This window comes from Sphaerisporangium rhizosphaerae, assembly GCF_042665155.1.
Taxonomy (GTDB): Bacteria; Actinomycetota; Actinomycetes; order Streptosporangiales; family Streptosporangiaceae; genus Sphaerisporangium; species Sphaerisporangium rhizosphaerae.
Genome location: NZ_JBHTCG010000046.1, coordinates 1 through 14,896, shown reverse-complemented (window position 1 = coordinate 14,896; position 14,896 = coordinate 1). Strand labels below are relative to the sequence as shown.

At 71.4% G+C, this 14,896-nt stretch carries 10 protein-coding genes; 5 read left to right on the top strand and 5 right to left on the bottom strand.

Annotation, left to right across the window (positions count from 1 at the left end; translation table 11 throughout):
• Positions 1-74 precede the first annotated feature (74 nt).
• Positions 75-1,382, top strand: coding sequence for a sensor histidine kinase (locus tag ACFQSB_RS37125; RefSeq protein WP_380831793.1), 1,308 nt, complete (start codon positions 75-77; stop codon positions 1,380-1,382).
• Between the two features lie 342 nt (positions 1,383-1,724).
• Positions 1,725-3,191, top strand: coding sequence for a sensor histidine kinase (locus ACFQSB_RS37120; RefSeq protein WP_354920980.1), 1,467 nt, complete (start codon positions 1,725-1,727; stop codon positions 3,189-3,191).
• A 39-nt stretch (positions 3,192-3,230) separates the two neighbouring features.
• Here ACFQSB_RS37120 and ACFQSB_RS37115 read toward each other — a convergent pair whose 3' ends face one another.
• The 4 genes from ACFQSB_RS37115 to ACFQSB_RS37100 all read right to left on the bottom strand — a co-directional run bounded on the left by ACFQSB_RS37115 (position 3,231) and on the right by ACFQSB_RS37100 (position 9,985).
• Positions 3,231-4,298, bottom strand: coding sequence for a nuclear transport factor 2 family protein (locus tag ACFQSB_RS37115; protein WP_380831830.1), 1,068 nt, complete (start codon positions 4,296-4,298; stop codon positions 3,231-3,233).
• A gap of 260 nt (positions 4,299-4,558) precedes the next feature.
• Positions 4,559-5,464 carry a GNAT family N-acetyltransferase gene (locus ACFQSB_RS37110; protein ID WP_380831791.1) on the bottom strand — a complete coding sequence of 302 codons (906 nt, stop codon included), beginning with the start codon at positions 5,462-5,464 and terminating at the stop codon, positions 4,559-4,561.
• A 68-nt stretch (positions 5,465-5,532) separates the two neighbouring features.
• Positions 5,533-7,080 carry a ThuA domain-containing protein gene (locus ACFQSB_RS37105; RefSeq protein ID WP_380831789.1) on the bottom strand — a complete coding sequence of 516 codons (1,548 nt, stop codon included), beginning with the start codon at positions 7,078-7,080 and terminating at the stop codon, positions 5,533-5,535.
• A gap of 76 nt (positions 7,081-7,156) precedes the next feature.
• Positions 7,157-9,985, bottom strand: coding sequence for a carbohydrate-binding protein (locus ACFQSB_RS37100; protein WP_380831787.1), 2,829 nt, complete (start codon positions 9,983-9,985; stop codon positions 7,157-7,159).
• Between the two features lie 655 nt (positions 9,986-10,640).
• On the opposite strand from ACFQSB_RS37100, the gene ACFQSB_RS37095 reads away from it, so the two are divergent.
• The 3 genes from ACFQSB_RS37095 to ACFQSB_RS37085 all read left to right on the top strand — a co-directional run bounded on the left by ACFQSB_RS37095 (position 10,641) and on the right by ACFQSB_RS37085 (position 14,264).
• The gene (locus ACFQSB_RS37095; protein ID WP_380831785.1) at positions 10,641-12,143 is read left to right on the top strand and encodes a discoidin domain-containing protein; all 1,503 of its coding nucleotides are present in this window, start codon (positions 10,641-10,643) and stop codon (positions 12,141-12,143) included.
• Between the two features lie 280 nt (positions 12,144-12,423).
• Positions 12,424-13,746: a lipase family protein gene (locus ACFQSB_RS37090; RefSeq protein WP_380831784.1), complete on the top strand. Its 1,323-nt coding sequence runs from the start codon at positions 12,424-12,426 to the stop codon at positions 13,744-13,746.
• Between the two features lie 176 nt (positions 13,747-13,922).
• Positions 13,923-14,264 carry a hypothetical protein gene (locus ACFQSB_RS37085; RefSeq protein WP_354846975.1) on the top strand — a complete coding sequence of 114 codons (342 nt, stop codon included), beginning with the start codon at positions 13,923-13,925 and terminating at the stop codon, positions 14,262-14,264.
• 51 nt (positions 14,265-14,315) lie between these two features.
• On the opposite strand, the gene ACFQSB_RS37080 is transcribed toward ACFQSB_RS37085, so the two are convergent.
• Positions 14,316-14,896, bottom strand: a 581-nt coding sequence (locus ACFQSB_RS37080; RefSeq protein ID WP_380831782.1) for a vitamin B12 dependent-methionine synthase activation domain-containing protein, incomplete at its 5' end; no start/stop codon positions are given.

Genomic DNA, 14,896 nt, shown 5'->3' with positions numbered 1-14,896 from the left:
TTCGCGGGCGGATCACCGCTCTGGTCGCCCTCCTCGCCGCTCTCCTGCTCATACCTTCGGGTCTGCTGGCCGGCATGGTTGCACATCAGTCCGTGGGCGGTGACACCTGGACGGCCGCACGGCGGGAGTCGGCGATCGTGGCCGCCGCCGACCGCCTCGGCCAGGTCACCGGACCCATCGGCCGGCACGTGCCGGGGGTGACGCTGGTCCAGGTGGTCGCCCCCGGACACCGGGTGATCGCCGCCTCGTCCATGGCGCGCGGGCTGCCGGCGCTGACCCGGGTGTGGCCGACGCCGCAGGAGCCACAGCAGGACGTGCACACCTGCGCGCAGGCGCGCCTCGGCTGCGTCAACCTCTCGGCGCGGCGGGTCTCCGCCGCCCCCGATGCCCACGTCGTGTACGCGGGCAGCCCCGCGCCGACGGAGAGCATCACCGGCGTCATCGACTCGATCTTCGTCATCCAGGGCGTCGCGCTGATCCTGCTCGCCATCACCATGGCATGGAAGGTGACCGGCCGGACGCTGCGGCCGGTGGAGGCCATCCGGGCCGAGCTGGCCGCGATCAACGTCAACGATCTGAGCACCCGCGTCCCCGAGCCTCCCGGCTACGACGAGGTCGCCCGGCTCGCCCACACCATCAACGGCACGCTGTCACGGCTGGAGCACGCCAAGGACGGGATGCAGCGGACGCTGGACCACCAGAGGCGCTTCGCTGCGGACGCCTCGCACGAGCTGCGCACCCCGGTCGCGGGCCTGCGCGCGCAACTGGAGGAGGCCCAGCTGCATCCCGAGGACACCGACCTGAAGGAGCTGCTGAACCACTCCCTGCGGGACGTCGACCGGCTGCAGGCGATCATCGCCGACCTGCTGCTGCTGGAGAGGGTGGGCGCGGGTCCCTCGCAACCAGGGACCGGTCTCGACCTGGCCGACGTCGTCCGCTCGGAGGTCGCGCGGCGCTCCGACCCGCACCAGGTGCGCCTGGAGCTGGCCCCCGGCGTGCGAGTCGAGGCCGTGCGCACCCATATCGGCCGCGTCCTCGGCAACCTGATGGACAACGCCGCGCGGCACGCCAGGGGGACGGTGACGGTGACGGTCCGCCGGACGGGCGACGCCGCCGAGCTGATCGTCGACGACGACGGCGATGGCGTCGCGGTCGAGGACCGCGAGCGGATCTTCCAGCGGTTCACCCGGCTGGACGCCGCGCGCAGCCGGGACAAGGGGGGCACCGGACTCGGCCTGGCCATCGCGCGCGACCTGGCGCGGACCCATGGCGGCACGATCACGGTGGACGCCTCCCCGCAGGGCGGCGCGCGGTTCGTCGTCCGCCTGCCGTTGTCCCGGAACAACGCGCACGACCCTTCTCTACCGGGCAGCAGAGTGTGAGGAACGCGCGATCCCCGCCGGCCCGGAGGCTCAGAGCGGGTGCGGCCTCCGCGCCCGGGTGTGACAGGGGGTGCGCTTGACCGGCACGTGACATCACACCATTAGTCTTTTGTCTGATTTGCACCCTTTTGGGGCTTCTGCTATGTTGGCTGTAGCCCTAGGAGGCATCCGAAGGGCCGTGCGGGCATCCCCGCCGTCCGTTCCCCGGGCCGCCGCACAGCTACGGCACCACGCCGTACCCCCTCCGGTGTCCCGCCCCGGAACTTCCGCCCGATCGGGCGCATCCCCCCATCGCCCCTAGTGACCGGCGCCGCCGGTCACCGCGAGGAGGAGTCGCGTCCCATGAGATCGTCCTTCCGGCCCCCCGGGCGCCGCGTCCCCCGGCCGTGGCGCCCCCGGTCGATACGCGGGCAGGTCACCGCACTGGTCGCCCTGCTGTCGATGCTGCTGCTCGTCCCCTCCGGCGTGCTGGCCGGAATGGTCGCGCGCCAGGAGCTGGCCAACGCCGGCTGGCTGGACGCGCGCCGCGCCGCCGGCCTGATGGCCGCCGCCGACCGGGCCGGACGGCTGCACGACCCGGTGGTCACCAGCAGCGTGCCGGGCGTCAACGTGGTCCAGGTCGTCGCCGCCGACGGGCGGGTCCTGGCCTCCTCCCCCGACGCGCGCGGCCTGCCGCCCCTGTCCACCCTGCGGCCGACGGCCGACGACCCCCAGCGCGACGTGCAGACCTGCGCGAACACCCGCCTGGGATGCGTCCGCCTGTCGGCGGTGCGGGTCAGCGCCGACGACGATTCCACCGTCGTCTACGCCGGCGGCCCCGTCCGCACCGTCATCGCGACGGGCGTGTTCGACGCGCTGTTCGCGGTGCAGGTCGGGGTGCTCATCTCCATCGCCATCTGGGCCGCGTGGAAGATCACCGGCCGGACGCTGCGGCCGGTCGAGGCCATCCGCGCCGAGCTGGCCGCCACCAACGTCAACGACCTGAGCAGCCGCGTCCCCGAGCCCGCGGGCGACGACGAGATCTCCCGCCTGGCCCGCACGGTCAACAGCACGCTGGAACGACTGGAGAACGCCAAGGGGCGCATGGAGCAGGCCCTTTCCGCCCAGCGGCAGTTCGCCTCCGACGCCTCCCACGAGCTGCGCACCCCGGTCGCCGGCCTGCGCGCCCAGTTGGAGGAGGCCAAGATGCATCCCCAGGACACCGACCTGGACGCCCTGCTGGACCGCACGCTGGGCGACGTCGACCGGCTGCAGGCCATCATGGCCGACCTGCTGCTGCTGGCCAAGATCGGCGGGACGCCGCCGGCGATGGGCGAGGTCGACCTGTCGGAGACCGTCCGCATGGAGGTCTCCCGCCGCGCCGACCGGCTCCCCGTCCGGCTGCGGCTGGCCAGGGCGACCATCGTCCAGGGCGTCGACACCCAGATCACCCGCATCCTCACCAACCTGCTGGACAACGCCCAGCGGCACGCCAGGAGCGCGGTGATGGTGGAGGTGCGCCACGACGACCGCCACGCCGAGCTGGTGATCTCCGACGACGGCGACGGCATCGCCGAGGCCGACCGGGAACGCATCTTCGAGCGGTTCACCCGGCTGGACGCCTCCCGCTGCCGCGACCGGGGCGGAACCGGCCTCGGCCTGGCGATCGTCCGCGACATCGTGCGCGCGCATGGCGGCACCATCGGCGTGGACACCGGCGACGCCGGAGGCGCCCGCTTCACCGTCCGTCTCCCCCTCCACCCCCGCCCCTCCGACGCCCCGGCTCCCTCGGGGACCACGATGAGCCTGGCCGCCTTCTCCGCCCACTGACGGAGGTGAGGGACCCGGCCGTCGGCGACTCCCGGTGTCTCAGAATCCGATGGCCTCGCGCAGCAGCAGGACGGTGCCGCGCCCGGGGTGAGGTTCGGCGTTGAGGATGAGCAGGCGGTTGACGGCGCTGGGCTGCCCATAGGCCTGCTGGGCTCGGACGGTCTCCAGCGGGAGGGCGTGCTCCTCCACGCGGCGGAGGGCGGTGCTCAGGTCGGGCACGATCTTCTGCGCGCCGACGATCCAGATCGCGTGGGCGGCGCCGCCCGCGTAGGCGGGCAGCTGGCTGCCACTCGCGGAGGGGATCACCAGGGAGCCGGTCTCGGTGACCGCGGCGACACTGCCCACGACGACGTCAGGGCCGGCGAGCAGCCGGCGGATGTCGTCGGCCTCAGTGACGCGATCCATACTCAGCAGGCGCGGCCTGAAGCCCTGATATCGCCCGCCGGCGTTGATGTCGTCGTCGATGCCGGACAGGCGCAGGGTCTCGCTGGCCGCGGTGAACACTCCGGCGCCCGCGGGGATCAGCTCTTGGACGCGGGTACGCGCGGCGGCGGCGTCGTCGAGGATCTCGACGGCGAAACGGTTGGCCCTCAGCGCGGCGGCCGCCCGCTCCAGGCGCTCCGCGGATGCCGGTTCGGTGAAGGACCCGTCCCCGGCCGGCGGGCCGGCGACCGTCTGTGGCACGTCGGGTGAGCCCGGGAGCGGAGTGGTGTCGAAGTACCTCACCTCGAAGACGCGTTCGGCGAACTTCCAACCGCCCGGAGTGCGCTGGTAGCGGTCGTGGAACAGGGCGTAGTTGAGAATCGAACCGCCGTCGCGCAGGCGCCCGAGCTCGAAGATGTAGGCGCGGCCGGACGCGGTGTCGCCGTCGAACTCGATCGCGCCCGGGTGCGTGGTCTGCACGAAGTACTCCCACGCCTGCCCCATCCGCCCTGTCCCTGCGCGGATCTGCTCCCGGCCGACGTGCTCGATCCCCGCGTCAGGGATCCGGTACACGGCGTCGTCGGTGAACAGCGACACCAAGCGGTCGTGGTCTCCCATCATCGCCGCGTCGGTGAACTCGCCCCGTAGCGCCTCGATGTCGACGCGGTCGGCGATGGCCTGCATGTTGTTCACGGGTTTCCTCTTCGTCGAGTCGCAGGGTGTGGACAGCGGTACTCACCAGCACCCCGGCTCAGCGATGTCAACGGTGAACCCTGTGCCGCGGTGGCTGTCACACCTGACCGACGAGCAGACTCGGCACGCCGGGACGCCCGGAGGACGTGACGTGCGTCACTCCCGTCCGGCGCCCGCGGCGCGTGCCGGCGCATCGGCCGCGAGATGGGCAGGCCTTCTCCGCGGACACCCGGACGCGCGCGCTCGAACCGTCAGCCCAGGTCGGGGTGGGGGAGGTAGCGGTCGAGGCGGATCGCGGACGGGTCGGTGGCCATGAGGGTGTCCATGTCGTCGATCCGCCAGCCGGCCCGCACCAGCCGGGGCAGAATGGGGTGCGCCCCGGGCACGGCCACCTGGACCTCGTCGACGCCCGGGTGCGCGGCGACGGCCGCGGACAGCGCCTTGGCGCAGTCCTCCGGGGTCTCCCCTCCCGCCGGGCCCATCTCCAGGTCGCCGCCCTCGGTCACCCGGGCGAAGGCGTACCCCGTGCCTGTGGTGTGGACGGTGACCCCGGGCAGGCCCGCGTACCAGGACAGTGACCCGGCCCGGTCGCCGCCCGCGAGCCCGGCGTCCAGCATCGCGGCCTCCCGCACGTCCGGCCGGTCCCCCCGCGCGCGGGCCGCCCGGCGAACGGGCCGCCCGTCCGGCGCCGATGCCCGGGGCGTTTCGGGCGCGTCGGGGCGGGCGGAGCCGGGGGTGAAGGTGAGGTAGAGCAGCGGGCAGACCGGGCGCATGCCCTGTCTGACGTACAGGGCCAGGGCCCGGCCGTCGTCGGAGGCGAAGGTGACCCCGGGCGTGCCCGGCGGCAGCAGCAGGGCGAGGATCTCCCGGCCGATGCCCGACGACTGGTGCTCCGGCAGGACGAACAGGTCGCCCAGATGGGAGACCCGGGCCCGCCGGAGGATCCCGCCGAAGCCCACGACCCGTCCGCCGGCCTCGCCGACGACCAGCGCCCCGAACTCCCGCTCGGCGTCCAGGAAGTCCGGCATGTCCGCCCAGTCGTCAAGCAGTTCGTAATGCGCGGCCACCTCCCGCACGCCCGGCATGTCCGCGTCCGTCGCGACCCGCACCACCGATCCGCCCATCACCGCGCCCCACCTGCCGCTGTTCGCCACCACCCGCCCACCTTAGAGCGCCGGTGAGCCCCGCTCCCCCAAGGCGGGCGGGCAGCGTGTCGCGGCAGGTGTCACTTGGTGAGGGTGAAGCTGTCCACGTCGAACAGCGAGCCGGAGCCGCCGGTGAACACCAGGAACACCGGCCCGGACGCCGACCCGGACAGCGTCGTGGACACGGTGGTGAAGGTGTCCCAGCCGCCGGTGCTCGCGACGTTCACCGAACCCAGCAGGGTGCCGGTGGCCGAGCCGGAGCGGATCTGGATGGTGCCGCCCGCCCCGCCCGAGGACACCCGCGCCGAGAACCCGGTCGCCCCGGCCGTGCTCACCGACGCGTACCCCGCCCAGTCGCCGTTGTCGATGTACCCCACCGTCTTGCCACCGCTGGCCCCGGTGTGACCGGCGACCTGCACCCCGGACTGGGAGGTGAACGCCTCGCCCTCGACCGGGGCGGCGGCGCTGGAGCGGGTGATCGTGAAGGTGTCCACGTCGAACAGCGATCCGGAACCGCCGGTGAACACCAGGAACACCGGCCCGGACGCCGAGCCGGTCAACGTCGTGGAGACCGTGGTGAAGGTGTCCCAGCTCCCCGTGGACGGAACCTGCACCGACCCCAGCAACGTGCCGGTCGCCGACCCCGAACGCACCTGGATCGTCCCGCCCGGACCACCCGAGGACACCCGCGCCGAGAACCCGGTCGCCCCGGCCGTGCTCACCGACGCGTACCCCGCCCAGTCGCCGTTGTCGATGTACCCCACCGTCCTGCCACCACTGGCCCCGGTGTGAGAGGCCGCCTGCACCCCGGACTGGGAGGTGAACGCCTCGCCCTCGACCGTGGTGGAGCCGCCGGGGTTGCCGGTCGGCGGGGCGCAGTTGGCCTGGACGGCGCCGGCCGCGTACTTGATGCCGCCGAGCAGCAGGTTGCGGAAGGCCGGGTCGGCGTAGGACTCGATGGTGTGGCCGAGACCGGTGTAGAAGGAGCGGCCGGACTGCTGCGGGTGGCACCAGGTGATCGGGTGGTCGCCGCTCATCTCGCCGCCGCTGTAGGTGGACTCGTCCAGGCTCTGCAGCACGTGGACCGAGGCACGGGGGTTGGTGCGGTAGTTGTACCACTCGTCGGTGCGCGTCCAGGTGGCCGCCAGTCCCGAGGTCGCCGGGTGCGTGCGGTCCTCGTTCTTCACGGTCGCCTGCTGGATGGCCGGGTGGCTCTTGAACCAGGCGCCGACCAGGCCGCCGTAATAGGGCCAGTCGTACTCGGTGTCGGCGGCGGCGTGGACGCCCACGTAGCCTCCGCCGCCGTCCACATAGGAGGTGAAGGCGGTCTGCTGGGCGTCGTTGAGGACGTCGCCGGTGGTGCTGAGGAACACCACCGCCTTGTACTGGGCGAGGTTGGCCGCGGTGAAGGCGGCGGCGTCCTCGGTCGCGGTGACCGTGAAGCCGTTGGCCGTGCCGAGGTCGCGGATGGCCTGGACGCCGGTGGGGATGGAGTCGTGCCGGAAACCGGCCGTCTTGGAGAAGACGAGCACCTGGTAGTCGGCCGCGTACGCGGCGGACGGGACGAACTGGGCGGCGATCACCGCGGTGGCGACCAGCGCCAGTCCGCGGCGGATGACGTTGAGCATTTCTGTCCCTAGGGGTCGGCGGGCCGCCGGCGCGGCGCGGGCACGTTCGCGAGGTGCCCGCGCCGCGCCGGTCCGGCTAGCGGGTGATGGTGAAGGTGTCGACGTCCAGCAGGGAGCCGGAGCCGCCGGTGAAGACCAGGAACACCGCCCCGGACGCCGAGCCGGTCAACGTCGCGGAGACCGTGGTGAAGGTGTCCCAGTTGCCGGTGCCGGCGACGTTCACCGAACCCAGCAGGGTGCCGGTGGCCGAGCCCGAGCGGATCTGGATGGTGCCGCCGGCGCCGCCGGAGGACACCCGGGCGGAGAATCCGGTGGCGCCCTGCGTCGTCACCGACGCGTACCCGGCCCAGTCACCGTTGTCGATGTAGCCCAGCGTCTTGCCGCCGCTCGCGCCGGCGTGGTCGGCCGGCTGCACGCCGGACTGGGAGGTGTAGGCCTCGCCCTCGGCCGTGGTGGAGCCGCCGCCGGTCCCGGTGCCGAAGGTGAAGGCGTCCAGGTCGAACAGGTTGCCCTGGCCCGTCGGGCCCTTGAAGACCAGGTACAGCGTCGTGGTCCCGGACGGGGCGCCGGTGATGGTCGCGCTGACGTCGGCGAAGGTGTCCCAGCCGCCGGTACTGGCGACGTTCACCGAGCCGAGCAGCGTGCCGGTCGCCGATCCGGCCCGCACCTCCAGGGTGCCGCCGGCGCCGCCGGAGGAGACCCGGGCGGTGAAGGTCTTGGCGTTGCCCAGGGCGTAGGGCGTGAAGGAGATCCAGTCGCCGTTGTCGGTGAAGCCCACGGTCTTGGCGCCCTCGGCGCCGGCGTGGTCGGCGAGCTGGACGCCGGACTGGGCGCCGTAGTGCTCGGCCTGGCGGTGCCGGGGCTGCAGGGTGCGGACGTTGTGGGTGACCAGGCCGCCCTTGTCGGTGTAGGCGGCGTCGAACACGCCGTAGATGTTGGCCGCCGCGTCGTGCTCGCCGTCGGTCGGGACGACCATCGAGCCGCTGCAGCCGGTCTTGGAGGTGATCTGGTGGCGGTGGCTGTCATGCCCGAGCAGGTAGGTGAGGCTCGCCCGGGTGCAGTCGATCGTGCCGTCCTCGGGGTCGGTGACCGTCACCTGGTACGGCACGGTGTCACCGAAGGAGAACAGCTGGCCGTCGATGGGCTGGGTGAGCGTCACCGTCGGCGCGGTGTTGCCGACCGTGATGACGACGCTCGCGGTCCCGGTGAGCCCCTGCGGGTCCCTGACGGTCAGCGTCGGGGTGTAGGTGCCGTTGGTGGTGTAGGTGTGGCTCGGGTTGGCGGCGGTGGAGGTGCCGCCGTCGCCGAAGGTCCACGAGTAGGTCAGCGTGCCGCCCTCGGGGTCGGAGCTGCCGGCGGAGGAGAAGGTCACGGCCAGCGGGTTCGGCCCGGAGGTCTTGTTCGCCGAGGCCTTGGCGATCGGGTTGCGGTTGGTGCCGCCGATGTACTCCACCCGGATCAGGGCCTGGTTGTCGCTGCCGGTGCCGTAGTCCAGCACGTACAGCGCGCCGTCGGGGCCGAAGGCCATGTCCATGACCTGCGTGCCGGTCCAGGGGAAGTCGCCGATGTCGCCGGGGGTGCCGTCGGACTTCACCTCGATCGCCTTGATCCACCGCCGGCCGTACTCGCCGGCGAAGTACCGGCCGTTCAGCGACTGGGGGAACTTCACGCTGGAGTTGAGCGCGGCGTCGTACCGGTAGACCGGGCCGCCCATCGGCGACTCCGAGCCGCCGCCGAACTCCGGCGGGGAGCCGGCGTCGCCGCCGTACTTGATCCAGCTCGGCTTGGCCGGGGGCAGCGTGGTCAGGCCGGTGTTGCGGAAGGAGTTGTTGGTCGGCCCGTTGGCGCAGTCGTACTTGGCGAGGGAGGGGCCGCTGGGGAAGGTGTACTCGTTGTAGGTCTCGCTGGTGGTGTTGGTGCCGGTGCAGTACGGCCAGCCGTAGTTGCCCGGGCCGGTGATGCGGTCGAACTCCACCTGCCCGCTCGGGCCGCGCGAGGCGTTGGTGCCGCCGGCGTCGGGGCCGTAGTCGCCGAGGTAGACGATGCCGGTGGCCTTGTCGACCGACATGCGGAACGGGTTGCGGAAGCCCATGGCGTAGATCTCCGGGCGGGTCTTGGCCGTCCCCGGGGGGAACAGGTTGCCCGAGGGGATCGTGTAGGTGCCGTCCGCCTGCGGCTTGATGCGCAGCACCTTGCCGCGCAGGTCGTTGGTGTTGCCCGCGGAGCGCTGCGCGTCGAACTGCGGGTTGCGGTCGGTGCGCTCGTCGATCGGCGCGTAGGCGTCCGATTCGAAGGGGTTGGTGTCGTCGCCGGTCGTCAGGTACAGGTTGCCCGCGGCGTCGAAGTCGAGGTCGCCGCCGACGTGGCAGCACTGGCCGCGGTCGTTGGGCACCTTGAGCACGACCTTCTCGCTGGTCATGTCGATGGTGTCGTCGGACTTGAGCGTGAATCGCGACAGGTGCAGCTCGCCCTTCCACTGGTCGAAGTCGGCGGCGGTGCCGTTCTTGGGCGCGTCGCCGCCGGGCGTGCTCAGCTTGGGCGAGAAGTACAGGTAGATATACCTGTTGGTGGCGAAGCCGGGGTCGGCCGCGACGCCCTGGAGCCCTTCTTCGTCGTGGGTGTAGACGTCCAGCCTGCCGGCCACCTTGGTGTTGCCGGCGGCGTCGGTGACGCGCACCGTGCCGTCGCGGGCGGTGTGCACCACCGAGCGGTTGGGGAGCACCGCGAGGGACATGGCCTCGCCCAGTTCGGCGCCTCCGGTGGCCAGGCTGACCTGCTGGTAGTCGGAGGCCGGGATGACCGAGGCGTGGGCCGCGGGGCCGGTGGCCGTGACCGTGGCCGCGCCGCCGACGACCAGCGAGATCGTGGCGAGCAGCCGTGCCCACGGTCGTGGACGTGGTGACATGGGAGTCCTTTCCTGACTTGGGGGGGAGTCAGGCAAGGCGCGCGCCGCCGCGCTTGCTGTCGGTCGTGCGGTGTCGTGAGGTTGTGGGTGACGCCTTCGGAGGGTGCCGCCTCCGGCTCGTGCGGTTCGTTGAGCAGGACGATGTCAACGGTTCCGCAATAATCGGATTGACCTTCGCAATTACCTGTTATAGAGCTGCCGGGCTGCGCAACCTCCCAACGACCGATGCCGGAGTCGGCCTCGGGGCGAAGTCTTGAATGGAGTTCTAACACGGACGCACGGCGCCGTAAATCCCCGCTGCTCCATCGCTTCTCGCAACGGGTGTGAAACCTGACATCGCCACGGCCCGGCTCGGCGCGTTACAGAAGTGTTACAGACGCGATGGACTCCGGACTTGCGCCGGATGGGAGAGCGCTCTCTAATAGTCGGAAGGCATCGCAAAATCAGCTACTCTTCTTGCAATTTGCTCGATGATCGTTGCAAAAGATGAGCAGATGCCGCTCCATCGAGACTCCCGTCCGGCCGGCCGCCCCGATCTGTGCCGGGGCCGTTCCCGCCGACTTCGGCCTCGCCATGGTGGTGCCGCAGGCGCGGCCGGGCGGACGGGCACCCTCGTCCCGGCGAATCCCCCCTTCGACGCGAGGAGTCACCATTCATGCGTAACTGGCGCCGAGCGACCGCGGCCGCCGTCCTGCTGGCGGCGTCGCTGCTGACGTCGGCCCCGGCGGGCCCGGCTCTGGCCGCCGCGGCCGCGCCCGTGGCGGCGGCCGTCCACACCTCCGCCGACGTGCACCTGTTCTACTACCCGTGGTACGGCTCCCCCGCCGTCGCCGGGAGCTACCGGCACTGGCCGCAGGGCGGCCACACCCCACCGGCCGACATCGGCGCCGACTACTACCCCAAGCTCGGCCCCTACGACTCCGGCGACCTGTCCGGCGCCGTGGACCAGCACATGCGGTGGATCCAGCAGTCCGGCGCCGGCGTGATCGTCTACAGCTGGTGGGGCCAGGGGTCCTACGAGGACCAGCTCGCCGCAGGCGTCCTGTCCGCGGCCGCGCGCTTCGGGGTCAAGGTGGCCTGGCACCTGGAGCCGTACACCGGCCGCACCGCCGCCTCGACCGTCGCCGACATCCAGTACATCAACTCCCGGTACGGCGGCAGCCCGGCGTTCTACCGCGACGAGGCGCACGGGCGGCGGGGCGCGTTCTACGTGTTCGAGAGCCTGCGCGTCACCGACTGGTCCGCGCTGGACCAGGTGAGCTCCAGCAGCATCGTCCTGGCCCAGACCACCGACACCACCAAGGTGGCCCACTTCGGCGGCATGTACACCTACGACGGCATCGCCGGCGCGACCGCGCCCGGGTGGAAGGGCGCGAGCGACTACTGCAAGGCCAACGGCCTGATCTGGGCGCCGTCGGTCGCCCCCGGCTACATCGACGACCGGGCGGTGCCGGGCAACACCACGCCCACCCTCGGCCGCGCCGGCGGCGCCACCTACGACACCGAGTGGCAGAACGCCCTGACCCAGGGCGAGCCGAGCTGGGTCTCGGTCACCTCCTTCAACGAGTGGCACGAGGGGTCGGTGATCGAGCCTGCCACCTCCACCCCGCCGTCCGGGTTCGGCTACCAGACCTTCGACGGCGCCTACGGCAGGACCGGCGCCGCCGCCGAGACGGCCTACCTGGACCGGACCAGGTACTGGGTGGACCGCTTCGCCGGGACGACCACCCCTCCCCCCGGCACCGACCTTGCGGCGGGCAGGCCGATCAGCGCCACCAGCCACACGCAGGGCTACGTCCCGGCCAACGCCAACGACGGCAACCCGGGCACGTACTGGGAAAGCGCCAACAACGCCTTCCCGCAGTCGCTCACCGTGGACCTGGGCGCCGCGACCGGCGTGTCCCGGATCGTCCTCGCGCTGCCGCCTTCGTCCGCCTGGGGAGCGCGGACGCAGACGATCGCGGTGCTGGGCAGCCAGAACGGCACCTCGTACACCACGGTGGCGGCGGCGGCCGGCCGCCGCTTCGACCCGGCGACCGGCAACACCGCGACGATCACCTTCCCCGGCACCAGCCAGCGCTACATCCGGCTGACCTTCACCGGCAACACCGGCTGGCCGGCCGGGCAGGCGGCCGAGCTGCGGGTGTACGCCACGTAGGCCGGGGCGGGCGTCCCCCCGCTTCCACCGCCCATCGGCGGGCCTCCCTTCCCGGAGGCCCGCCTTTCTCGTCATTCATCCGCCTTTCCGCCGCACTCGGGCGGGTCGCTGGAAATGAGTTTGCGCGGCGATGGGATTTGGCCGGTGATGTCCAGGAAATTGTGAGGGACAGTGCGGTTCTCCGGGTGCGCGGGAAAACGCGTGTGATGACGACGCCGTCCGCCTGCAGGGAGACCGTGGAACAGTCCGATGCACCGTCGCCGACGGGAAGGTGTGTGGCGTGGCAAGCGTGGATACCACCAGGAACAGTCGCCAGTCGGAGAAATCAGTTACGGGCACCGTGGGCCAGGCGAACGCCGGAAAGGTGGTGAGCGGCGGCAGGAAGCCGGACTCGCCCGCGGGCGCGTTCCCCACGGTGGAGTGGGAGCACAGGATGCTCGACGTCACGCAGGCCGGAGGCCCGCGGTCGCAGGACGTCAGGGCGCCCAGCTACGAGGAACTCCGGCCCTTCGGGCACCGCGAGACCGCGGGATTCCCGGTCTACAAGAACCTGGAAAGGCGGCTTCTGGAGGCCGGCGGCCATCCCGACCCGGAAATCGCGCACGTTCTCGCCACCTGCGCCGCGTACGCCTATTCGGACGCCAGGACGCTCTCCATGATCATGGCGAGAATGGGCCTGGAGGACAATCACTGCCAGATGATCCAGACGTCGGTCGACGCGATGCTCATCTGCTCGACCGCCTTCCTCATCCAGAGCAAGAGCGGCCGGGTCGCCATTCTGTGCTACCGCGGAACAGAGCCGCTCAATTTCATCAACTGGCTGAGCGACATCGACGTCGAGCCCGAGCGCATCGGCTACCAGATCGGCGACCCGCGCGCCACCGTGCACGCCGGCGTCTACCGCAACGTCCGGGCGACGCGGTACGAGGTCATGAACATGCTGCGGCGCGCCTGCGACCGCCAGGGAACCCACCCCCCGCGCGGCGACGGCGCCTCCCAGGTCCATGACTCCTACGGCTCGCCGCCGGCGGAGGGCAACCTCGAGGCCCTGTACATCACCGGGCACAGCCAGGGCGGGGCGATGGCCGCGCTCATGGGCGTCATGCTGCGGCACGAGCGCAAGTACAAGGAGGCGCTCGGCGACCGGCTCAGGGCCGTCTACACCTTCGGCCAGCCCATGATCGGCGACCCGGCCTTCGCCGAGGCCTGCGAGCGCGACGAGTTCCTGCGCGAGCACGTCATCCGGTACGTGTACGACAGCGACATCGTGCCGCACCTGCCGTCCACCGCGTCGGGACCGTTCCGGCACTTCGGCCGCGAGTACCACTACCGCGTCCCGCACCTGCGCAACAGCCTCATCGACACCCTCACCCGTCCGAGGTGCGCCCCGCAGTCGAGAAGGGGCCAGTGGGAGACCAGGAGGCGCCCGACCTCGCAGATGCCGGGCCTGCTCGGCCTGCCGATGTCGGCGCTGTCCTTCATCGCCCGCAAGTTCGAGGCGACGCGCTCGCTGCCGGCCGTCTACTCGGTCGACGACCACCTGCCGCAGCACTACATCGCGGCGCTCACCCCGGCGGGCGTCACCAACGAATACGGCGACTGACCGGAGTACACGGCGACCGACCGGTCACGCGGATCGCCGGCCCGCTCGACGGGACCGGCGATCCGCCATGTGCGGACCACGGGACACGCCACGCCGGGCATCTCCACCCACTGCGACCATTTCATCACCCTCCGCTACGATGATCGTGGTGTCGATCCACAGTGGAGGAGAATGCCATGCGACGTGCCATGTCCGCTCTGAGCGCCCTGCTCGCCACCGCGCCCCTGACCCTCGCCGCTCCCGCGCCGGCCTCCGCCGCGACCGGGACGCTGGTCGTCGAGGGCGACCAGGTGCCGCGCACGCGGCTGGTGAATCCCGCGCCCGGGTGCTACGCACTTCCCTGGTTCCCGCTGTTCACCCATGCCTCCGTGGTCAACTCGACCGACGCCGACGTGATCCTCTACTCGGGCGAAGGCTGCAAGGCGGGGTTGCTGCGCGCCGCGACCAGCGTGCGCGCGGGCACCACCCGCGAGCGCACGCTCAGCGGCACGCACAGCATCCTGGTGCAGAGCACCTGACGAGACGTCCACACGCTTCGAGGTGAACGCTGGAGCATGCGGGCGTCTCGCTCAGACGTTGAAGTATTTGGCTTCGGGGTGGTGGACGATCAGGGCGGAGGTGGCCTGTTCGGGATGCAGCTGGAACTCCTCCGACAGGGTGACCCCGATCCGGCCCGGATCCAGCAACTCGAACAACTGCCGCTGATCCTCAAGATTCGGACACGCCGGATAACCGAAGGAGTACCGGCAACCCGCGATGTTGACCTTCAACATGTCGGCCAGCGCCTCATCACCACCGATGCCCAGCTCCGAGCGGACCCGGGCATGCCAGTACTCGGCCAGCGCCTCGGTCAACTGCACCGACAACCCATGCAACTCCAGATAATCCCGGTAGGCGTTCTTGGCGAACAACTCCCCCGTCGCCGCCGAGACCGCCGACCCCATCGTCGCCACCTGGAACGCCACCACATCCACCTCCCCGGACCCCCTGGACCGGAAGAAGTCCGACAGGCACAGATGCCGATCACGCCGCTGCCGCGGGAAGGAGAACCGCGTCCGCTCCCCACCCGTCCGCCCGTCCAGGATGATCAGATCATCGCCGTCGGAGACGCACGGGAAGTAGCCGTAGACCACCGCGGCCTGCAGCAGAT

What these genes read in the sequence shown, in the direction of transcription:
- ACFQSB_RS37125 (WP_380831793.1), top strand. Translation starts at nt 75, where the DNA reads ATGGTTGCACATCAGTCCGTGGGCGGTGACACCTGGACGGCCGCACGG.
- ACFQSB_RS37120 (WP_354920980.1), top strand. Translation starts at nt 1,725, where the DNA reads ATGAGATCGTCCTTCCGGCCCCCCGGGCGCCGCGTCCCCCGGCCGTGG.
- ACFQSB_RS37115 (WP_380831830.1), bottom strand. Translation starts at nt 4,298, where the DNA reads ATGCAGGCCATCGCCGACCGCGTCGACATCGAGGCGCTACGGGGCGAG.
- ACFQSB_RS37105 (WP_380831789.1), bottom strand. Translation starts at nt 7,080, where the DNA reads ATGCTCAACGTCATCCGCCGCGGACTGGCGCTGGTCGCCACCGCGGTG.
- ACFQSB_RS37085 (WP_354846975.1), top strand. Translation starts at nt 13,923, where the DNA reads ATGCGACGTGCCATGTCCGCTCTGAGCGCCCTGCTCGCCACCGCGCCC.
- ACFQSB_RS37095 (WP_380831785.1), top strand. Translation starts at nt 10,641, where the DNA reads ATGCGTAACTGGCGCCGAGCGACCGCGGCCGCCGTCCTGCTGGCGGCG.
- ACFQSB_RS37100 (WP_380831787.1), bottom strand. Translation starts at nt 9,985, where the DNA reads ATGTCACCACGTCCACGACCGTGGGCACGGCTGCTCGCCACGATCTCG.